Source organism: Bacillus sp. 3G2, from assembly GCF_044324725.1.
Lineage (GTDB): Bacteria > Bacillota > Bacilli > Bacillales > Bacillaceae_G > Bacillus_A > Bacillus_A mobilis.
Window position 1 is genome coordinate 2,754,699 of the sequence record NZ_CP172246.1, and the last position, 16,885, is coordinate 2,771,583.

The window sequence follows — 16,885 nt, forward strand, 5'->3', positions numbered from 1 at the left end:
AATATGTTAGTAAGTAATTACTAACATATTATCACAAAAGAAAAATGAAAGTAACTAGTTACTTTCATTTTTCTGGAATTTCATTATCTAATTTCTTGAAAATAAAAATTTCTCAAATATTAACAAAGCGTCTCATTCCCAAGTTTCCAGCTAAACCATCTCCCATGCCCTTCTGTTTCTCCAACCGTTTCACGATATTCGTTTCCGTTAATATAATAATCAATATGAAGGTCACGATCCCACATGTTGTTATACAGGTGGAATACATCACGTTTTGCGCCAATTTCTTGGATTTGTTTTTCTAACTTACGTTTTACTTGTTCAGGTATTTGATTGGCGACGTGTGTATGGAAAATACAGATAACAGCATCGCTACTTATTCGTTCAATAATAGATGGTAATAGCTCCACACCGTCTCCTTCTACTAATTGAACAGATTCATTTTTTACTAAAGATGCAGCTTTGTCAAAGAGTTCAAGCCTTTCCTTATGTTCTGGCCAAACAAGTGCACGTAGCCATAAATAATCTTCGTTACTATGTAAATCATTTACATGTAAATCTAATCCGATTCTTTCTACGACAGGTGGACTTTCTTTTAAAAGTTGAGGCACATTCTCCCCTCTTATTTCAGAAGTTACATGTACATTCGAATTTATATTTCCGTATGTTTCATCTGTACCGTACGAATAGCTATATTGGTCCCAAAATAGTTGTAATCCAGAACTTGTCCCAATTTCTATTAACGCTAACGGTTTATTCACTTTGTTAAATATGTAACTGAAACTTGGATATAAGTACGCACATCGTCTTACTTCATTCGTTTGAACAAGTTTCGTTTGTAATAAATTAATAATTTCTTCTCTGTACATTTTACAGAAATCTTTAAAATGATCAAAAGCTTGATTTAAATTCGTATTGGCATGTTCAACTAAGCTACTATAATACGTTTTTAAATGATGTTCTTTCCCTGCTAGTAATAAATAATGTACAGCACCTAATAATAAGTTTGGGACTGGTTGACCTGCTTGAGCGTAGGAAGATAGTGTAAGTACTTCCTCATCTTCAGCAATTTGTATTGCTAAGTATTCATATAAGTCACTTGACCCTTTACATTCCTTTATTGAAAAATTTCGAAATAAGTTTGCGATTTGTTCTTGTGTACGCATGTGTATCCCTCCTTTTTAAATTTCAGAATAATCATACAATAAACAGAGCAAAAAATCCCATAAAAAGGTATACTTTCTACCCGCTTTTGGATACGTAAGCTTTTTCGAGATAATTTCAAACTGTAATTTTTTTCTATTTATCACCTTAAAAGAGCTTGTTAAATAAGATTTTTGGCGAATAAAACGTTAAATAGTTTAAAATTATCAGATAACACTAGATATTTTAGTCTATTAATTATTATAATAGAGTATGAGATGGTTATACAATTGAGACAAAAAAGGTAAATACCTAGGTGGGGCCTAGGCGGTGTTTTCTTTTTACGGCTTAGACACAGTAAACACCTACTCTTTTTTGCCAATATAGGGGATGGAGAGATTATCATGAGCAACATGCAGCAAAAAACAGACGTTATCTTAATTGGTGCAGGAATTATGAGTGCAACGTTAGGCTCATTACTAAAAGAATTAGCACCTGAATGGGAAATTAAAGTTTTTGAAAAACTCGCAAGTGCCGGGGAAGAAAGCTCTAATGAATGGAATAATGCAGGTACAGGGCATTCTGCGCTATGCGAACTGAACTATACTTCCGAAAAATCTGACGGATCTATAGATATTGGTAAGGCTGTAAAAGTGAATGAGCAATTCCAGCTTTCAAGACAATTTTGGGCATATCTTGTAAAAAGTAAATTAATTCGTAATCCACAAGATTTTATTATGCCTCTACCTCATATGAGTTTAGTACAAGGTGAAAAAAATGTTGAGTTTCTAAAAAACCGTTTTGAAGCGCTTTCAAAAAATCCACTGTTTCAAGGTATGGAATTTTCCGATGCTCCTGAAACATTAAAAAAATGGCTTCCACTCATTATGGAAGGACGTACACCTAACGAACCGATGGCTGCAACGAAGATTGACTCTGGAACAGATGTTAACTTCGGTGCATTAACTCGTATGTTGTTTGATTACTTACAAACGAAAAATGTCGAGCTAAACTACAAACATAGTGTCGAAAATATTAAACGCACAAAGAATGGTTTGTGGGAAGTAAAAGTACACGATATGAATAGTGGTAAAATTGAACATCATACTGCAAAATTCGTCTTTATTGGCGGCGGCGGTGGTAGTCTACCTCTACTACAAAAGACTGGCATTCCTGAATCAAAACATATCGGTGGATTCCCAGTAAGTGGACTATTTATGGTATGTAAAAACCAAAAAGTTGTAGAGCAACATCATGCGAAAGTATACGGTAAAGCTAAAGTTGGCGCTCCGCCAATGTCTGTACCTCACCTTGATACGAGATATATAGACAATAAAAAAGCTTTACTATTTGGACCGTTCGCAGGGTTCTCTCCTAAGTTCTTAAAAACCGGCTCAAACCTTGACTTAATCGGTTCTGTAAAACCGAATAACGTCTTAACGATGTTAGCAGCTGGTGTAAAAGAAATGGGACTAACAAAATACTTAATTCAGCAAGTTATGTTATCACATGAAAAGCGTATGGAAGAATTACGCGAATTCATTCCGAACGCGAAAAGTGAAGATTGGGATATTGTAGTTGCTGGGCAACGTGTGCAAGTAATTAAAGATACTGATGCTGGCGGTAAAGGTACACTTCAATTCGGTACAGAAGTTGTTAGTGCGGCTGATGGATCAATCGCTGCGTTACTTGGTGCCTCACCAGGTGCTTCTACTGCTGTTCACGTCATGCTTGAAGTATTAGAAAAATGTTTCCCAAGCCGCATGGTAGAATGGGAAGGAAAAATAAAAGAAATGATTCCTTCTTACGGCATTTCATTAACTGAAAACCCAAGATTGTTCCAAGACCTTCACACTTCGACTGGTCGTACACTTGGATTAAATGAAAAAGAAACGGTTCATAACTAAAGAAAAAACGTCCGATATATTCGGACGTTTTTTAATTTCTCTGGCGAAAAAGTATTGTGAATGAAATTATATCGACGATTTTTTCAATATATCAACGATGCGACAATGAATATCGACTTACCTACAAAAAACGACAAATAAATATTAGCTCTCAACTGAAATTTATCCTCACTAATAGAACTCTCCTCGACATACATATTTCCAATTCTCTTTACTTCTAAGCTATCCCCTACCGATAAAGACTTTGTACATTTTTTTCACGCACATTAACGTTCAGTATGACTCCCATCTCAATATACATCTTGGCCAAAGAAGTTAAGTGGGAGTCATACTATTAATTAACGGTAATGAATAAAACCCCCACCTATTCAATTTTCAACTGGAATAAACAAAATATACGGCACATATGTTTAAGCATTGGTCAATTGTTGAAAGGGATGACGAGTATGACACAGCTGAACTTTGAAGAGAATTTATTAACTAAAGTAGCTTGGTACTATTATAAAGATCAATTAACACAACAGGAGATCGCTTCACTTCTTCATATTTCTAGAAATAAAGTCGTCCGGTTATTAGAAAAGGCACGCAGTGAAGGTATCGTTACATTTCACGTAAAAGGTACTGGCTTGCACTGTTTAAGTATTGAACGTGACCTAATGAAAAAGTTCCACTTAAAAGATGCTTTCATTATCCCTACTCCAATAGACAATTATGCCGCCTCACTCGGAAAAGCTGCTGCACAATATTTAGAGACTCAACTCCAGCAAGGCGATTTACTCGGTATTGGCTGGGGCGAAACGATTAGCAAAATGCTAGAAAATATTCATTTTGAAAGTTCTATTAATCTTTCAATCGTAACGCTAACTGGCGGAGTAAATCACTATCTCCCAAGAAAACAAAACTATTTACACTACATGCAAGGCGATCTTCACATTATCCCTACGCCGTTTCTAGCATCTACAACCGAAATGGCACAAAGTATTCTATCGGAACCGAGTGTAAAAGATATGCTTCATGTCGCTTCACTTGCACATACGGCAGTTGTCGGTATTGGAGGATTATCTCAAGACGCTACGATTGTAAAAGAAGAAAAATTAACGCTACGTGAGATGACGTATATTCGTAGTCAAAACGGTGCTGGCGATATTTTAGGGCAGTTTTATAATACGGATGGTGATTTATTAAACCTCCCGCATCATAATCGACTAATTGGTACGCCGCTCACAATTCTGCGCAAAATGAAACATGTTGTTGGTGTTGCTGGAGGTATAGAAAAGATAGATGCAATTTATGGTGCCTTAAAAGGAAAGTTCATTCATACATTAATTACCGACGAGGAAACGGCCCTCTCATTATTACGAAAGGATGGTGATTGTTAATGTCTCATTTATTAGCTTTTGATGCTGGTACAGGAAGCATTCGAGCTGTTCTTTTTGATTTATTAGGTAATCAAATTGCGGTCAGTCAAAAAGAATGGGTTCATAACACAGATCCTCGTTACCCAGGTTCTATGAATTTTGATGTAATAGAAAACTGGAAGCTAGTACAACAGTGCACGAAAGAAGTTTTACACAGAAGTAATGTCACGCCCTCTTCTATTCTAGCTATTAGCGCTACTAGTATGCGAGAAGGTTTTGTTTTATATGATAAAGGTGGGCAAGAAATATGGGCTTGCGCAAATGTTGATGGGCGTGCATCCGCTGAAGTTAGTGAGCTAAAAGAAATACGGTCACATCTTGAAGAAGATTTATATACTAGATCTGGTCAAACTTTTTCATTAGGTGCTTTACCTCGCCTACTTTGGATTAAAAAACATGAACCAGACGTCTATAGCAATATTCATTCTTTTACGATGTTAAACGATTGGATTTTATATAAACTAAGCGGCGTACTACAAATCGATCCTTCAAATGGATGTACATCCGGTATTTTTGACCTACAAAATAGAGTATGGGATAACGATGTCGCTATCGAGTGCGGTTTAACGTTGCCATTTTCACCAACAGTAAATGAAGCTGGTACAGTAATTGGCACCGTCACAAAAGACTGTGCAGCATTAACTGGATTATGTGAAGGAATTCCTGTCGTCGCCGGGGGCGGAGATGCACAAATGGCATCACTTGGAACAGGAGTAGTTAGATCTAATCAAACATTAATATGCGGCGGTAGTTTCTGGCAGCAAGAAGTAAATGTTACAGAACCAAAAACAGATCCACATGCTTCCATTCGGGTAAATTGTCACGTCGTACCTAACCTTTGGCAATATGAAACGATTGCCTTTTTTCCAGGCCTTGTTATGCGCTGGTTTCGAGACGCTTTTTGCCACGAGGAAAAGAAACTTGCTGACAAGCTCGGGGTAGATGCTTATGCCTTATTAGAAGAACAAGCGAAAGACGTACCTGTCGGCTCACATGGTATTATCCCTACTTTTTCAAACGTAATGAACTACATTTCTTGGCGTCATGCCGCACCTTCTTTTTTAAATTTAAGTTTAGATGCAGACAAATGCGGAAAAAAAGAACTGTTCCGTGCTATTGAAGAAAACGCTGCCTTCGTTACACTTGGTAACTTAAAATTAATAGAAAATCTCACAGGAACATTCCCTTCTGAAGTCATTTTTGCTGGCGGTGCTGCTAAAGGAAAACTATGGCCACAAATTTTATCGGACGTCCTTGGTATTCCTGTGAATGTACCTGTTGTGAAAGAAGCAGCTGCTTTAGGAACTGCGATTGCTGCTGGAGTTGGCGCTGGTATATATTCATCTATGGAAGAAACTGCTGAACAGTTTGTACAGTGGGAGCACACATTCGAGCCAATTACTGAAAATCATGAACTATATAAAGAATTCTATGAAACATGGAAAACTGTGTATGACAGTCAACTCGCTTTAGCTGATAAAGGGCTCACCTCACATATGTGGATTGCGCCTGGTGCTCTTTAACACATTACATAAGGGAGTGAAAAGTATGTTAAAAGCGAATGAAAATGACTTCTCTTATCGCTTCGGTGATAATGGGCCGAAATATTTAATACAAGGGCCGAATATTGATCTTGGCCTTGTTGTCATTCAGCCTGGGCAAGAGTTTCAAAATCACTACCATACGACGTGCGAGGAAGTCTTTTATGCATTAGAAGGTGAAATTGATTTCTATGTGAATAACGAAAGAGTTCCGATTAAACAAGGCGATGTGTTGCAAGTCCGCCCTCATGAATCTCACTATCTTATTAACCATTCTGACAAACCTTTTAAAGCAGTTTTTATTAAGTCACCACATTTACCAAATAAGGATACGGTACAAACGGAAAATCCAACATTAACGAAGGAGTGATTTCTAATGACTTGGGGATTTAAAAATCGATTAAATACAATTTTACCTGATGGAAGAGCGGTTATGTTAGCGATAGATCACGGCTACTTTTTAGGACCAATTCATGGGCTAGAACAGCCACTTGAAACAGTTAAAAACTTACTTCCTTACACAGATTCCCTCTTTTTAACGCGTGGTGTACTTAGCTCCTGTATTCCTGAAAACTGCAGCACACCAATGGTTATGCGTGTATCAGGCGGAGCTACTGTCGTCGGTAAAGATTTAGCGAATGAAACAATTGTTACACCAGTAAAAGAAGCAGTAAAACAAAACGCAATTGGCGTCGGTGTTTCTGTTTTCGTCGGATCAGACTATGAAACACAAACCGTATCAAATCTCGCAAATGTAGTTTCAGAAGCTCACGATTACGGTCTACCAGTTCTCGGTATTACTGCTGTTGCGAAAGAATTACAAAAACGTGAAGCACGCTTTCTAGCACTCGCTTCCCGTGTATGTGTTGAAATGGGTGCTGACATTATTAAAACGTATTACTGCGAAGGATTCGAAAAAATAACAAGCACTTGCCCTGCCCCTGTTGTAATCGCTGGTGGTCCAAAACTAGATTCAATTGAAGACGCATTAAACATTACGTACAATGCACTGCAAGAAGGCGCAATCGGCGTAGACATGGGCCGAAACATATGGCAATCTGAACATCCTGCTGCCATGATTCAAGCGATTCATGGCATTGTGAAGAATGGAATGAATGTGAAAGAGGCACTCCAATTATATGAAGATGTAAAAAATTAAAACAAACGAACAAACTATTGCATTTAAAGGAAAAGCCCATATGTTAGATTACTCAGTAATCTAACATATGGGCTTTCTTTTACATTTTTCATTGTTTTGAATTTAATCTACAGATCGCGCACATTCCAAACAATCTCACCGCGTTCACCAAACGTACTGTGATGTCGCTTAAATCCTATCTTTTCTAATACTCGGAAAGACGCTGTATTCCAAGCACCTACAGTAGACCAAAGTCTATGACGACCCGTAGCAATCGCAGCCTCAAGCACTGCTGATGCTGCCTCTGTCGCATAACCTTTGCGATGAGCACTTTGGAACAACTCATATGCAATCTCCGGCTCTTCAAGCGTGGAACGACCGATGATTAAGCCGCAATATCCGATGAAATCCCCTTCTTCTCGCCTACGTATAGTAAGTAGAGAAATACCATTTTCAGTTGCTTTCTTGCGCATTTCGATAAGAGAGCTACGAACAGATTCAATGGTTGGCATGTCCACACCACGTTCACCAATTAATTTCCTCAGCCAGACTGCATCTGATTCCTCCCACATATTCAGGTCGAGTCGTTCCGTTTTTAGCTGGAATGCCATAGCTTTAAATACAGCTGTCATAGCGGTAACCTCCTATTCATATCACTGTACTACTTATAATAGTTTCGTACTTTACCATATGGGAAACCTGCTTGATTCATACATTATTATTATTTTATGCATAAGCAATTCCTCTGCAAAATAGACCTTGTTATCAGACTTCATTTTAAATCTACAATATTTGAGTTATGAATGATCTTACATTTACAATTAATATTTATATTTAAAAATGTATCGCCCTTTCCTTTTTGTTAAAATAAAGAAAAGGAGGAATAATTATGAAAAGAATGAGTTTTGAGCGCCCTACTGATTATTACGATGAAAGATTATATACTATCGATGAAAAAATTTGTGCCCTATTAAAAGAACGGAAAGAACTTTCAGGTGGTGATCCAGGTTTTCCACATGATGAAGCGATTTACAAATGGGCAAAGCAATACGGATTCTATCTAGATTATCTAAATTCACTTTTCTCATCCATGATGGACGAAGGGGAATTTAAACCTCGCGTTGAACCAACTACATTCCAAAAATATATACCGGTTTTTAAAACACATGAACATAATGGTATCATGTATACAGTAACTTTTATTCGGCAATATGCAAATGCTAGTGTAGTTTATTTATATAGCGATTGGGATTCCACTGATGAAGTTTTTAATGAAAATAAACCTCATAGTTTCTTCCAATTATCAATAGATGATACATATGATTGCTGGCCAGAATGTGGTGGAGGAACTGATGGACATTTTAGTCATCATTTCGTTATATCTCCTGCCCTTTCTGATAATTTTTCTGGAATAAGCTTACGATTTAAAGAACTTAATCTACCGTTTAGGAAAGATCAAGCTGTGATTGAATTTGAGATTCAGATAGATTAATAAAAAGGCTGTCTCACAAACCCTTTTCCTGACTAAAATTCGTTTATTTTTACTTTTATGTCCCTTAAAATGATTAAGCCCCTTTCCAAACTGGATAAGGGGCTATATTTACAACATTAAATAATTACTCTTGTTGGTTGCTATTGAATTTTCTTACCATCTTTATAGTCAAGGCAGGACACTTCAATTAACAATCCGTTAAACATTGTAAAATAAAAACCGTAACTACTACCTCTCATAGAATACGGTGCCTTTTCTATTTCAATGCCGCCAGATACTAAACGATTATATGCTTGATCAACTTCATTTGAAGTATCCACTAAAAAACCAATATGAAAAGCTTCAGGATACATAACTTCCTTATTTCCCTTAAATGCTTTTGGGTCGCTTAGTACAAGTAGAAATCCACTCTCATCACTCATCACTACTAGTGCCTTTCCCTTTTGCTCCAAAAATTGAAAATCAAAAAATGTTTCAAAGAAATGTCTCGCTTCTGATAAATCATCAACACATAGATTCAAATGATTTAACTTCATTCACTCATCTCCTTTTAAGCACAGGGTATGTAGACTCATTTTCGTAACACTTAAATATGCAAGGTAAGATATTCAAGCGTTCCATCTAAGACTATGCTTTATAGTCTAATACTTTTCTCTATGACCTAGAACATTTTTTAATGAATGCAATTACATGAACCATTCAACGTGAAATATTAATGTACTATATAAAATAGCCGCATTATTTACTTTTCAAATTATGTAAAACCCACTCAATCAAGAAAATTGCTGAAGAGGTACGTTCTTTCGTAGCACCTAAAAATAGTTTTTGAAGCAATACCTCCAATTGAATTGGTTTATTAGGCAACGCTTGAATATACCTTAAAACCGAACCCGCTGGCGGCGTGGGTTGGTTATTAATAGCCCATATCCCTTCTAACAATGTCCACGTTGACGTATGAACGATGTATGAAGCTTTTAACTCATCATTTGCTTTCAAAGCAGATTGAATTTTAATGAGCGAACTATGCAACCAATGAGAAATACCTTTCACTTTGCCACTAGAAACACGATAGTTTTCAAATTCATAGGTAGCTATCTCCTTTAACCTTTTCAACTCGCCGCTTTTATCAAATAAAATTTTCCCTTCTAAAAATGAGTATAGTTCCATCGGATTGTTTTTAAAGTTTACTAGTATTTGATTAACGTCTGCATACTTATATTCAACTAAAATATCTTCTCTAGTTTCAGAATGAAATTTCTTCTTTTGTCCGTCCTCTAACAGAATATATAAGTCTAAATCCGAATCAGGATATGCATCGCCTCTTGCGACAGAACCGATAAGCATACACCCAGTTACCTTATCTATTGATAAGATTTCAGCTACTATTGTTTGTACTAATTTTTTATGTTGTTCATGTTTAATAGATGTTTGTGCTTCTAACATTTGTAACCTCCAAACATTTTTTTCACTTCATTTACCTCCATTTATAACGAAACAATAAAACATATATCACATCCATATTTTACTATAAATCAAAAAAAGAGGATATTTGTTTATTACTAAACAAATATCCTCTACCTTTACATATATATTACGACTGTTGATAAGCCGCTTTCGATGATTTTACATAATAAACTGCGTGATCAACGTTAATGATATGATCTGGTTTTGGTTTACCACGACTCGCTCTATGCCCTGCTAAATGTTCTTCACTTGTTTCCCAGTTTTTCCATGCTTCTTCAGATTCCCAGCGAATCATAACGACAACTTCTTCATCTCCGCGTCTTACTTTTTTCACAAGAACACTTAAGTCGATGAATCCTTCAAATTTTTCAATAATACCTTCTCCAGTGAAACGTTCTACAACTATATTTGATGTACCTTCTTTTACTGTAAATGTTTTCGTTTCGATAAACATATATTCCACTCCCTCTTTTTAATACGAATACTAGTATTCTTCTATTATAGTTGATTATGATAATTATTTTCAATTAAAAAGTTTTAATTGTTTGAATTATGCTGTTTTCTCTTCAACAGCTTCATCTAAAAATTTGAAATATGGAAGGAATAATCCTATTAAAGAAGTAACACATATAATCGCACCGATAATAAAGTATAGTGCTCTTATTCCCCATATTTCACTTAAAATGCCTCCTAATAACACACCTAACGGCATAGCGGATCTTATGAAAAATAAACGCACTGAAAATATTTGTCCTATCATATTGTTTGGTACTGTTTGTTGGCAAATTGTTGTGTTATGAACATTGAAAAATGAAATACAAATGCCTGCAACTACTTCAATGAACACCGCAATTACTATACTATGATTGAACCCTAGAGAAATGTATGTTAGTCCTCCTATAAACAATCCACCAAGCATAAGTATACGCCGGCTTTTATATGCTACTTTTCCGACTAGTATAGATCCAATTACATAGCCAAACGGGAAACCAGCCATAAAATAACCAAACTCCGCATACCCTGCTGACAGCTCATCTTTTATATAAGGAAGATTTGTAACCAGCGTTACCCCCACCCCAAATTGCACGAAAGTAAGAAAGAAACCGAGCCAAACGATAACTGGTTTTGTGAAAAAATATGTAAAACCGTGAAGAAACTGTTCTAGCCACGTTTTCCGAATGGATTGTGTTGTTCGCTTTTCTTTTATATAAAGTAAAAAAGCGCCACTAACAAATAGACAAATACATACGAAAGATAGTGTAAGTTCTACTCCAATCAAATGAATGGTCACTCCGCCTAATATTGGTCCAAGAAACATCATAAGTCGAGCCATCCCATCAATATATGCATTTGCGTCTTGAAGTTGTTCTTCATTTACAATGCTCGGTGTAATCGCTTGACTTGCAGGTGTATACAGCGGCGTAATAAGCCCGATTATAATTTGTACGACATACACATGCCAAACTTCTATACTACTAGTAAGTAGCATGACTAACGGTAGTAAAAAAACTGAAGCCCGTATCCATTGCGAAAATATCATAATCCACTTCCGGCTCCATTTATCAATAAATGGACCACTTATAAGTTGCAGTATGAGCGATGGGATAAAATATAGTAACCACATACTACTTAATGCTGTTTTTGACCCTGTTAATTCGTAAACAAGAATCGAATTACATATCGTTCCGAAAGCCCCGCCCAATTCTGAAATCGCGCTTCCAATCCACATAAAAAAAAACGAACGATTTTTCAATTTCATACACCAACTTTTCTATTAAATTCCTCCCTTTATGTACATTCTCTAGTTGCATATTATCTATTTAAAAACGCATCTAATTCTTTCGCTAACGACTGTACTGCTTTCTTTCTTAATACATATTTCCCGTCATGTATATCAACTAACTTCGCTGCACGCAACAATTTCAAATGATGGTGTACTGTCGATTTACCGAGTTGCAGTCTTTCTGTAATTTCCTGCAATGTTCGTTCTTTTTCGAACAACATTTTTACAATGCGTAATCTCGCTTCATCCCCAAGTGCTTTATGTTTTTGAACTAAAAAATAATTCGGTTCATACAGATCTTCAGGATGGATACTTTCGTTTGCGACTGGGTAATGAAATACTTTCGTATCTTCAATATCCGCCTCAATATTCCACGGTCTGTATATCATTTGCGGGATAAGAAGTACGTAATGAACACTTGGCTCTGGCATATAGTGCACACCACCGGTCGCCCACTCGACAAACTCCTCTGGTTTCATCTTTTTATTCATTTCATTTTTCGCTTCATAATCCCGTTTTAATATAGATAGTATTTGCTCTTCCTCTTTCTGAATAACACTTTCATACCATCCTGTCATAACAGCGATTAAATGAGATTTCAGCGCTTGTACATGAACATCACATATAAAACGAATATACGCGGAGAAAAACTGATGATCATGTGTCAGTTCCATTAGTTCATGTATTGCAGTTACGTCTCCACTTGCTGCTAAATGTCTTTTCTCTTCATACTTCTCACCTAAAAACGGTAAACATATATACTTCAAATCTTCTTCTGAAAGCGAATCGATTGTAGCATGAAACTGTGATAAGTCCTGAAACTCTCTTTCGTACAATAACTGAAGCAACGCTTTCCACGTATTATGTTCTTCTACAAACAGTAAGTGCTCTCTCATTTCTTCTGTTAATGATTCCTTAATTTCTTCCCATTCATTTTGATTCTTTTCAAGAGTATCGATTAACCTTTTATGAGTAATTGCCGCAATGCCTAGTGCACATTCGAATAGTATCGAATACTTTATTTGAACATTGTACGTTTCCCTCTTTCTACTCGCTACGTGAAAGACTTCCATTTTATCCCCTCCTTATTTTACTACGTATTAAATTCTATTTTTATCGAATTATACCTTCTATTTTTTTAGAATTTTAAAACTTTATCGAATGTAAAAAAAACGCAGTTTAGTTGCAAGCTGCGTTTTTTATGTTATTCGTTACTTATTGATTCATTTGCGCATCGTTTAATAGCCCAATGATTTCACTCAACATTTCTTCAGTAAAAGCACCGGCGCTAAAGTTCACTAACGCTCGTAACGGCATATAGTTCAGCATAGCCTCCATCATTTCAGAGGCATCACTATCCCCTTCAGCCATACTACTAAACGGGCTGTCTTTTAATGCTTTTTCCATAAGCTCTTTTGCGATTGGCGCTAAGGTTGGGGCCATAAATATTTCCCCTAGTAACGTATTACGATGTACAGGTTTTCGAATTATAGTTGTTGATTGAACAAAAATGCTATCATGTAAAACAATCTCTTTTGAAGATTTCCCTACTAAAATTTCGAATTCACCAGTTTCAACATGCCAGTCCTTCCATTCAACATTGTAATAAGCAAATGATCGTTTATTTAGAATAAAACTAACCGTTTTTTCTTCTCCCGGTTGCAATTCTACTTTTTCAAACCCTTTTAATTCTTTTTCAGGACGAATCATACTGCTTTCAACATCTTTTATATAAAGCTGAACAATTTCTTTCCCTGCTATACTACCAGTATTTTTCACGTTTACACGAACAGAAACCGTATCCGTATCTTTTATTTCTTTCTTATCGATTGAAAGATTACTATATTCAAAGTTTGTATAGCTTAATCCAAAACCAAATGGGAACAATGGTTCAATCTTTTTCTTATCGTAATAACGATAGCCGACGAACACACCTTCTTTATATTCCACTTTGTCACCTTCACCAGGGAAGTTTAAGTAAGATGGGTTATCGCTTAACACTTTCGGGAATGTTTCTGCTAGTTTCCCACTTGGGTTCGCGTCCCCAAATAATATATCAGCAATCGCTCCGCCTAACGCTTGCCCTCCTAAATAGCCTTCAAGTATTCCTTTTACTTTGCCTATCCATGGCATTTCAATTGGCGCACCGTTACTTAAAACTATAACGATATTATTTTGTACTTTAGCGATAGCTTCAATTAATTGCACGTGATTTTTTGGCATTTGTAAATGTTTTCGATCAAATCCTTCTGATTCATAACGATCTGGAAGTCCAACGAAAAGAACAGCTGTATCTGCACTCTCTGCTACTTTTTTCGCTTCATTAATCATGTTTTCATCCACATCATCACTTGCAAGGTCATAGCCTTGTGCAAATAAAATATTCGTTTTTTCACCTGATACCATTTCAATTTCTTCAAGAATACTTTCAAGCTTTGTTGGATTAATATGAGAGCTTCCACCGCCTTGATAACGTGGTTGCTTTGCAAACTCGCCAATTACTGCTACTGTTCCTTCTTTTTTCAACGGAAGGATGGAATCTTCATTTTGTAACATCACCATACTTTCACTTGCAACTTCTCTTGCAAGCTGATGATGCGCTTCCTTACTATACACAGCATTTTCTAATTGATTATCCACGGCTTTAAAAATAATGTTGAGAAGACGCTCTACTGATTGATCAAGCTTTTCTTCAGATAACTCACCACCGTTAACTGCATCAATAATTTTCTTCTCACCAATCCCAAAGCTTGAAGGCATTTCTAACTCCAAGCCGTTCGCTAAACTTGCAACACGCTCATTTACTGCGCCCCAATCAGATACAACAAAGCCTTCAAATCCCCATTCATCTTTTAAAATATCATTTAATAAATACGTATTTTCCGAAGCGTATTCTCCATTTATTTTGTTGTAAGCACTCATTACTGTCCAAGGCTGTGCTTCCTTAATAACATCTTCAAAACTAGCAAGATAAATTTCACGCAATGTTCTTTCATCAACAATTGCATCTACAGACATTCTGCGATGCTCCTGGTTATTAGCAGCGAAATGTTTTAATGATGTTCCAACCCCTTGACTTTGTACACCTTTAACATGGTTTGCAGCCATTTGTGATGATAAATATGGATCCTCTGAAAAATATTCGAAGTTTCTTCCACATAGTGGCGAACGTTTTATATTTGCACCTGGACCAAGAAGAACCCCTACATTTTCAGCCTGACATTCTTCTCCTAATGCAACCCCTACTTGATTGATTAGCTCTTTATTCCATGTACTTGCTAACCCTACTGCCGATGGGAAACAAGTCGACGGGATGCTGTTATAAATCCCTAAGTGATCTGCTCCCTCTGCTTGTTTTCTAAGACCATGTGGTCCGTCAGTTACCATAATAGAAGGAATTCCTAATCGCTCAATTCCTTTTGTATTCCAAAAGTCTAATCCAGAACATAGACTTGCCTTCTCTTCTAATGTCATTTGCGAAATAATTCTCTTGATATCTCTTGTCATAATAGATAGCCCTCCTAAAAAGCAATTAAGTAAACGCTTTCCTAACGTTATTATAGTTATTATTTTTTAGATATTATGGTATATTCTTTAGAATACTTGTAAAAATTTCAGTTAATTATTTATGACTATCCGCACTCACACTGGCTAATTTTTATAGAATAGAGGTTAAAATCATGAATGGCTCCAAACTAGAAGATTTATATTATATTTGTAAGTTAGTCTTTGACATACATAAAACACCTATCTTTTTTATTGATAACAAAGGCAATTTGGCATTTGAAATCTCGCCTAATTTTCAGCAGCACCCTTTCTATTCTTCAAAAGAGCAGTTATGTAATCAACTATTCAAAGAAAATTCCGCTTATAATTTCCCGGTACTAGAAGAAACTTCTTTTCTTGAAAATTTTTTCTCCATTAACTTACGTTTGAATGATCAACTTAGTGGGAACATTATCGTTGGACCCGTACTTTATTCCAAACTATCGGAAGCCTCCATTAAAGGTCTCATAAATGATCTTCATCTAAAAATAAACACGGAGGAAATGGTTCAATATTATCAATCCCTCCCTATTTTAAGCAGTTTGAAATTTATAAATGTAAGTATGATTTTATATTACATGTTGTATCAACAAAAATTAGACATTGCTGATATTCTGCAAAAAAATATACTAGTAAAAAAAACAGAATTTGAAATTGAACAACCCGATATACATATATCGACGCAACGTCAAAGTACATTAACTCATATTGACCCTCAGGCTGAAAGAAAAATATTTGAATGTATTAAGCAGGGAAAAAAAGATGATTTAATTAAAAATTTAAGGAGTCTACCTGAATCAGGAGATCTTGGGGTATTGTCAAAAACAAGTCACTTGCGCAGCCAGAAAAACTCTGCCATCGCAGCAATTACACTTGCGACAAGGTCAGCTATAGATGGTGGACTATTTCCTGAAATCGCATATACACTTAGTGATTTATTTATTCAAAAACTCGAAGAAATAAATAAAAGTGAAGCCATTTTTCCATTTTTGGAGACTGCTTTACTTGAGTTCTCAGAACGAGTAAAGAATGGAACGATACAAAAACACTCAAAACCTATAAACGTATGTCAAAATTATATATTTACTCATCTTTACGAAGAAATTACACTATCTCAACTTGCACAAATAGTCGGATTAAATCCTAGTTATCTATCTTCTCTTTTCAAAAAAGAAATCGGAATGTCACTAGGCGAATATATACAGCGCGCTAAAATCGATGAGTCAAAAAGTTTAATGACCTACACAAAACATTCTATATCCGAAATTTCTACACTATTAAATTTCCATGACCAGAGCCATTTTACAAAAGTCTTTAAAAAACATACAGGTGTTTCACCTAAACAATTTAAAAATGGATTTAGTTATTAGTTTCCCTTTTCTACTCGTTACTTAAAAACCTTTCAATTCTACCTGCTTGTTTGCTATGGTTCTTTTTCAGTATTTAAAAACAA

15 protein-coding genes are annotated in these 16,885 nt (G+C 35.9%); 7 read left to right on the plus strand and 8 right to left on the minus strand.

Annotated elements, in window-relative coordinates:
- Window positions 1–119: 119 nt before the first annotated feature.
- Window positions 120–1,166, minus strand: coding sequence for a DUF2332 domain-containing protein (locus ACHZK0_RS14170; protein WP_395760517.1), 1,047 nt, complete (start codon window positions 1,164–1,166; stop codon window positions 120–122).
- Window positions 1,167–1,547: 381 nt separating this feature from the next.
- Here ACHZK0_RS14170 and ACHZK0_RS14175 point away from each other — a divergent pair, with 381 nt between their 5' ends.
- From ACHZK0_RS14175 to lsrF, 5 genes are all read left to right on the plus strand, one after another.
- Window positions 1,548–3,050 (plus strand): malate:quinone oxidoreductase, encoded by a 1,503-nt coding sequence (locus ACHZK0_RS14175; RefSeq protein WP_061679966.1) that lies wholly within the window; start codon window positions 1,548–1,550, stop codon window positions 3,048–3,050.
- A 446-nt stretch (window positions 3,051–3,496) separates the two neighbouring features.
- Window positions 3,497–4,429, plus strand: a complete 933-nt coding sequence (locus ACHZK0_RS14180; RefSeq protein WP_395760518.1) for a sugar-binding transcriptional regulator — start codon at window positions 3,497–3,499, stop codon at window positions 4,427–4,429.
- On the plus strand, window positions 4,429–5,991 hold the full coding sequence (gene lsrK / locus ACHZK0_RS14185) for an autoinducer-2 kinase (protein WP_262743206.1): 1,563 nt from the start codon (window positions 4,429–4,431) through the stop codon (window positions 5,989–5,991). The genes ACHZK0_RS14180 and lsrK overlap by 1 nt, the downstream gene beginning before the upstream one ends.
- 25 nt (window positions 5,992–6,016) lie before the next feature.
- A complete protein-coding gene (locus tag ACHZK0_RS14190; RefSeq protein WP_000909986.1) occupies window positions 6,017–6,379 on the plus strand; it encodes a cupin domain-containing protein in 363 nt (120 codons plus the stop codon).
- 6 nt (window positions 6,380–6,385) lie between these two features.
- Complete coding sequence (lsrF, locus tag ACHZK0_RS14195; RefSeq protein WP_061679973.1) at window positions 6,386–7,168, plus strand: 3-hydroxy-5-phosphonooxypentane-2,4-dione thiolase; 783 nt, start codon at window positions 6,386–6,388, stop codon at window positions 7,166–7,168.
- Window positions 7,169–7,275: 107 nt separating this feature from the next.
- On the opposite strand, the gene ACHZK0_RS14200 is transcribed toward lsrF, so the two are convergent.
- Window positions 7,276–7,779, minus strand: coding sequence for a GNAT family N-acetyltransferase (locus ACHZK0_RS14200; RefSeq protein ID WP_262743207.1), 504 nt, complete (start codon window positions 7,777–7,779; stop codon window positions 7,276–7,278).
- A gap of 257 nt (window positions 7,780–8,036) precedes the next feature.
- Here ACHZK0_RS14200 and ACHZK0_RS14205 point away from each other — a divergent pair, with 257 nt between their 5' ends.
- Window positions 8,037–8,639, plus strand: a complete 603-nt coding sequence (locus ACHZK0_RS14205; protein ID WP_395760519.1) for a hypothetical protein — start codon at window positions 8,037–8,039, stop codon at window positions 8,637–8,639.
- A 140-nt stretch (window positions 8,640–8,779) separates the two neighbouring features.
- On the opposite strand, the gene ACHZK0_RS14210 is transcribed toward ACHZK0_RS14205, so the two are convergent.
- The 6 genes from ACHZK0_RS14210 to ACHZK0_RS14235 all read right to left on the minus strand — a co-directional run bounded on the left by ACHZK0_RS14210 (window position 8,780) and on the right by ACHZK0_RS14235 (window position 15,393).
- Entirely contained in the window at window positions 8,780–9,175 is a 396-nt protein-coding gene (locus tag ACHZK0_RS14210) for a VOC family protein (protein WP_262743209.1), read from the minus strand.
- A gap of 202 nt (window positions 9,176–9,377) precedes the next feature.
- Entirely contained in the window at window positions 9,378–10,082 is a 705-nt protein-coding gene (locus tag ACHZK0_RS14215; RefSeq protein ID WP_270343765.1) for a nucleotidyltransferase domain-containing protein, read from the minus strand.
- 148 nt (window positions 10,083–10,230) lie between these two features.
- Window positions 10,231–10,557: a heme-degrading monooxygenase HmoA gene (gene hmoA / locus ACHZK0_RS14220; protein ID WP_000469503.1), complete on the minus strand. Its 327-nt coding sequence runs from the start codon at window positions 10,555–10,557 to the stop codon at window positions 10,231–10,233.
- Window positions 10,558–10,653: 96 nt separating this feature from the next.
- Entirely contained in the window at window positions 10,654–11,862 is a 1,209-nt protein-coding gene (locus tag ACHZK0_RS14225) for an MFS transporter (RefSeq protein ID WP_395760520.1), read from the minus strand.
- A 53-nt stretch (window positions 11,863–11,915) separates the two neighbouring features.
- Window positions 11,916–12,959 (minus strand): ArsR/SmtB family transcription factor, encoded by a 1,044-nt coding sequence (locus ACHZK0_RS14230; RefSeq protein WP_270343763.1) that lies wholly within the window; start codon window positions 12,957–12,959, stop codon window positions 11,916–11,918.
- A 142-nt stretch (window positions 12,960–13,101) separates the two neighbouring features.
- Window positions 13,102–15,393: a glycoside hydrolase family 3 C-terminal domain-containing protein gene (locus ACHZK0_RS14235; protein ID WP_395760521.1), complete on the minus strand. Its 2,292-nt coding sequence runs from the start codon at window positions 15,391–15,393 to the stop codon at window positions 13,102–13,104.
- A gap of 173 nt (window positions 15,394–15,566) precedes the next feature.
- On the opposite strand from ACHZK0_RS14235, the gene ACHZK0_RS14240 reads away from it, so the two are divergent.
- Window positions 15,567–16,802 carry a helix-turn-helix domain-containing protein gene (locus ACHZK0_RS14240; RefSeq protein WP_395760522.1) on the plus strand — a complete coding sequence of 412 codons (1,236 nt, stop codon included), beginning with the start codon at window positions 15,567–15,569 and terminating at the stop codon, window positions 16,800–16,802.
- Window positions 16,803–16,885: the final 83 nt, after the last annotated feature.

Bases quoted from the DNA above. Each gene is read 5' to 3' on its own strand.
- hmoA (WP_000469503.1), bottom strand. From the start codon at position 10,557: ATGTTTATCGAAACGAAAACATTTACAGTAAAAGAAGGTACATCAAAT.
- ACHZK0_RS14240 (WP_395760522.1), top strand. From the start codon at position 15,567: ATGAATGGCTCCAAACTAGAAGATTTATATTATATTTGTAAGTTAGTC.
- ACHZK0_RS14215 (WP_270343765.1), bottom strand. From the start codon at position 10,082: ATGTTAGAAGCACAAACATCTATTAAACATGAACAACATAAAAAATTA.
- ACHZK0_RS14200 (WP_262743207.1), bottom strand. From the start codon at position 7,779: ATGACAGCTGTATTTAAAGCTATGGCATTCCAGCTAAAAACGGAACGA.
- ACHZK0_RS14225 (WP_395760520.1), bottom strand. From the start codon at position 11,862: ATGAAATTGAAAAATCGTTCGTTTTTTTTTATGTGGATTGGAAGCGCG.
- ACHZK0_RS14205 (WP_395760519.1), top strand. From the start codon at position 8,037: ATGAAAAGAATGAGTTTTGAGCGCCCTACTGATTATTACGATGAAAGA.
- ACHZK0_RS14190 (WP_000909986.1), top strand. From the start codon at position 6,017: ATGTTAAAAGCGAATGAAAATGACTTCTCTTATCGCTTCGGTGATAAT.
- lsrK (WP_262743206.1), top strand. From the start codon at position 4,429: ATGTCTCATTTATTAGCTTTTGATGCTGGTACAGGAAGCATTCGAGCT.
- ACHZK0_RS14170 (WP_395760517.1), bottom strand. From the start codon at position 1,166: ATGCGTACACAAGAACAAATCGCAAACTTATTTCGAAATTTTTCAATA.
- ACHZK0_RS14210 (WP_262743209.1), bottom strand. From the start codon at position 9,175: ATGAAGTTAAATCATTTGAATCTATGTGTTGATGATTTATCAGAAGCG.
- lsrF (WP_061679973.1), top strand. From the start codon at position 6,386: ATGACTTGGGGATTTAAAAATCGATTAAATACAATTTTACCTGATGGA.
- ACHZK0_RS14175 (WP_061679966.1), top strand. From the start codon at position 1,548: ATGAGCAACATGCAGCAAAAAACAGACGTTATCTTAATTGGTGCAGGA.
- ACHZK0_RS14230 (WP_270343763.1), bottom strand. From the start codon at position 12,959: ATGGAAGTCTTTCACGTAGCGAGTAGAAAGAGGGAAACGTACAATGTT.
- ACHZK0_RS14180 (WP_395760518.1), top strand. From the start codon at position 3,497: ATGACACAGCTGAACTTTGAAGAGAATTTATTAACTAAAGTAGCTTGG.
- ACHZK0_RS14235 (WP_395760521.1), bottom strand. From the start codon at position 15,393: ATGACAAGAGATATCAAGAGAATTATTTCGCAAATGACATTAGAAGAG.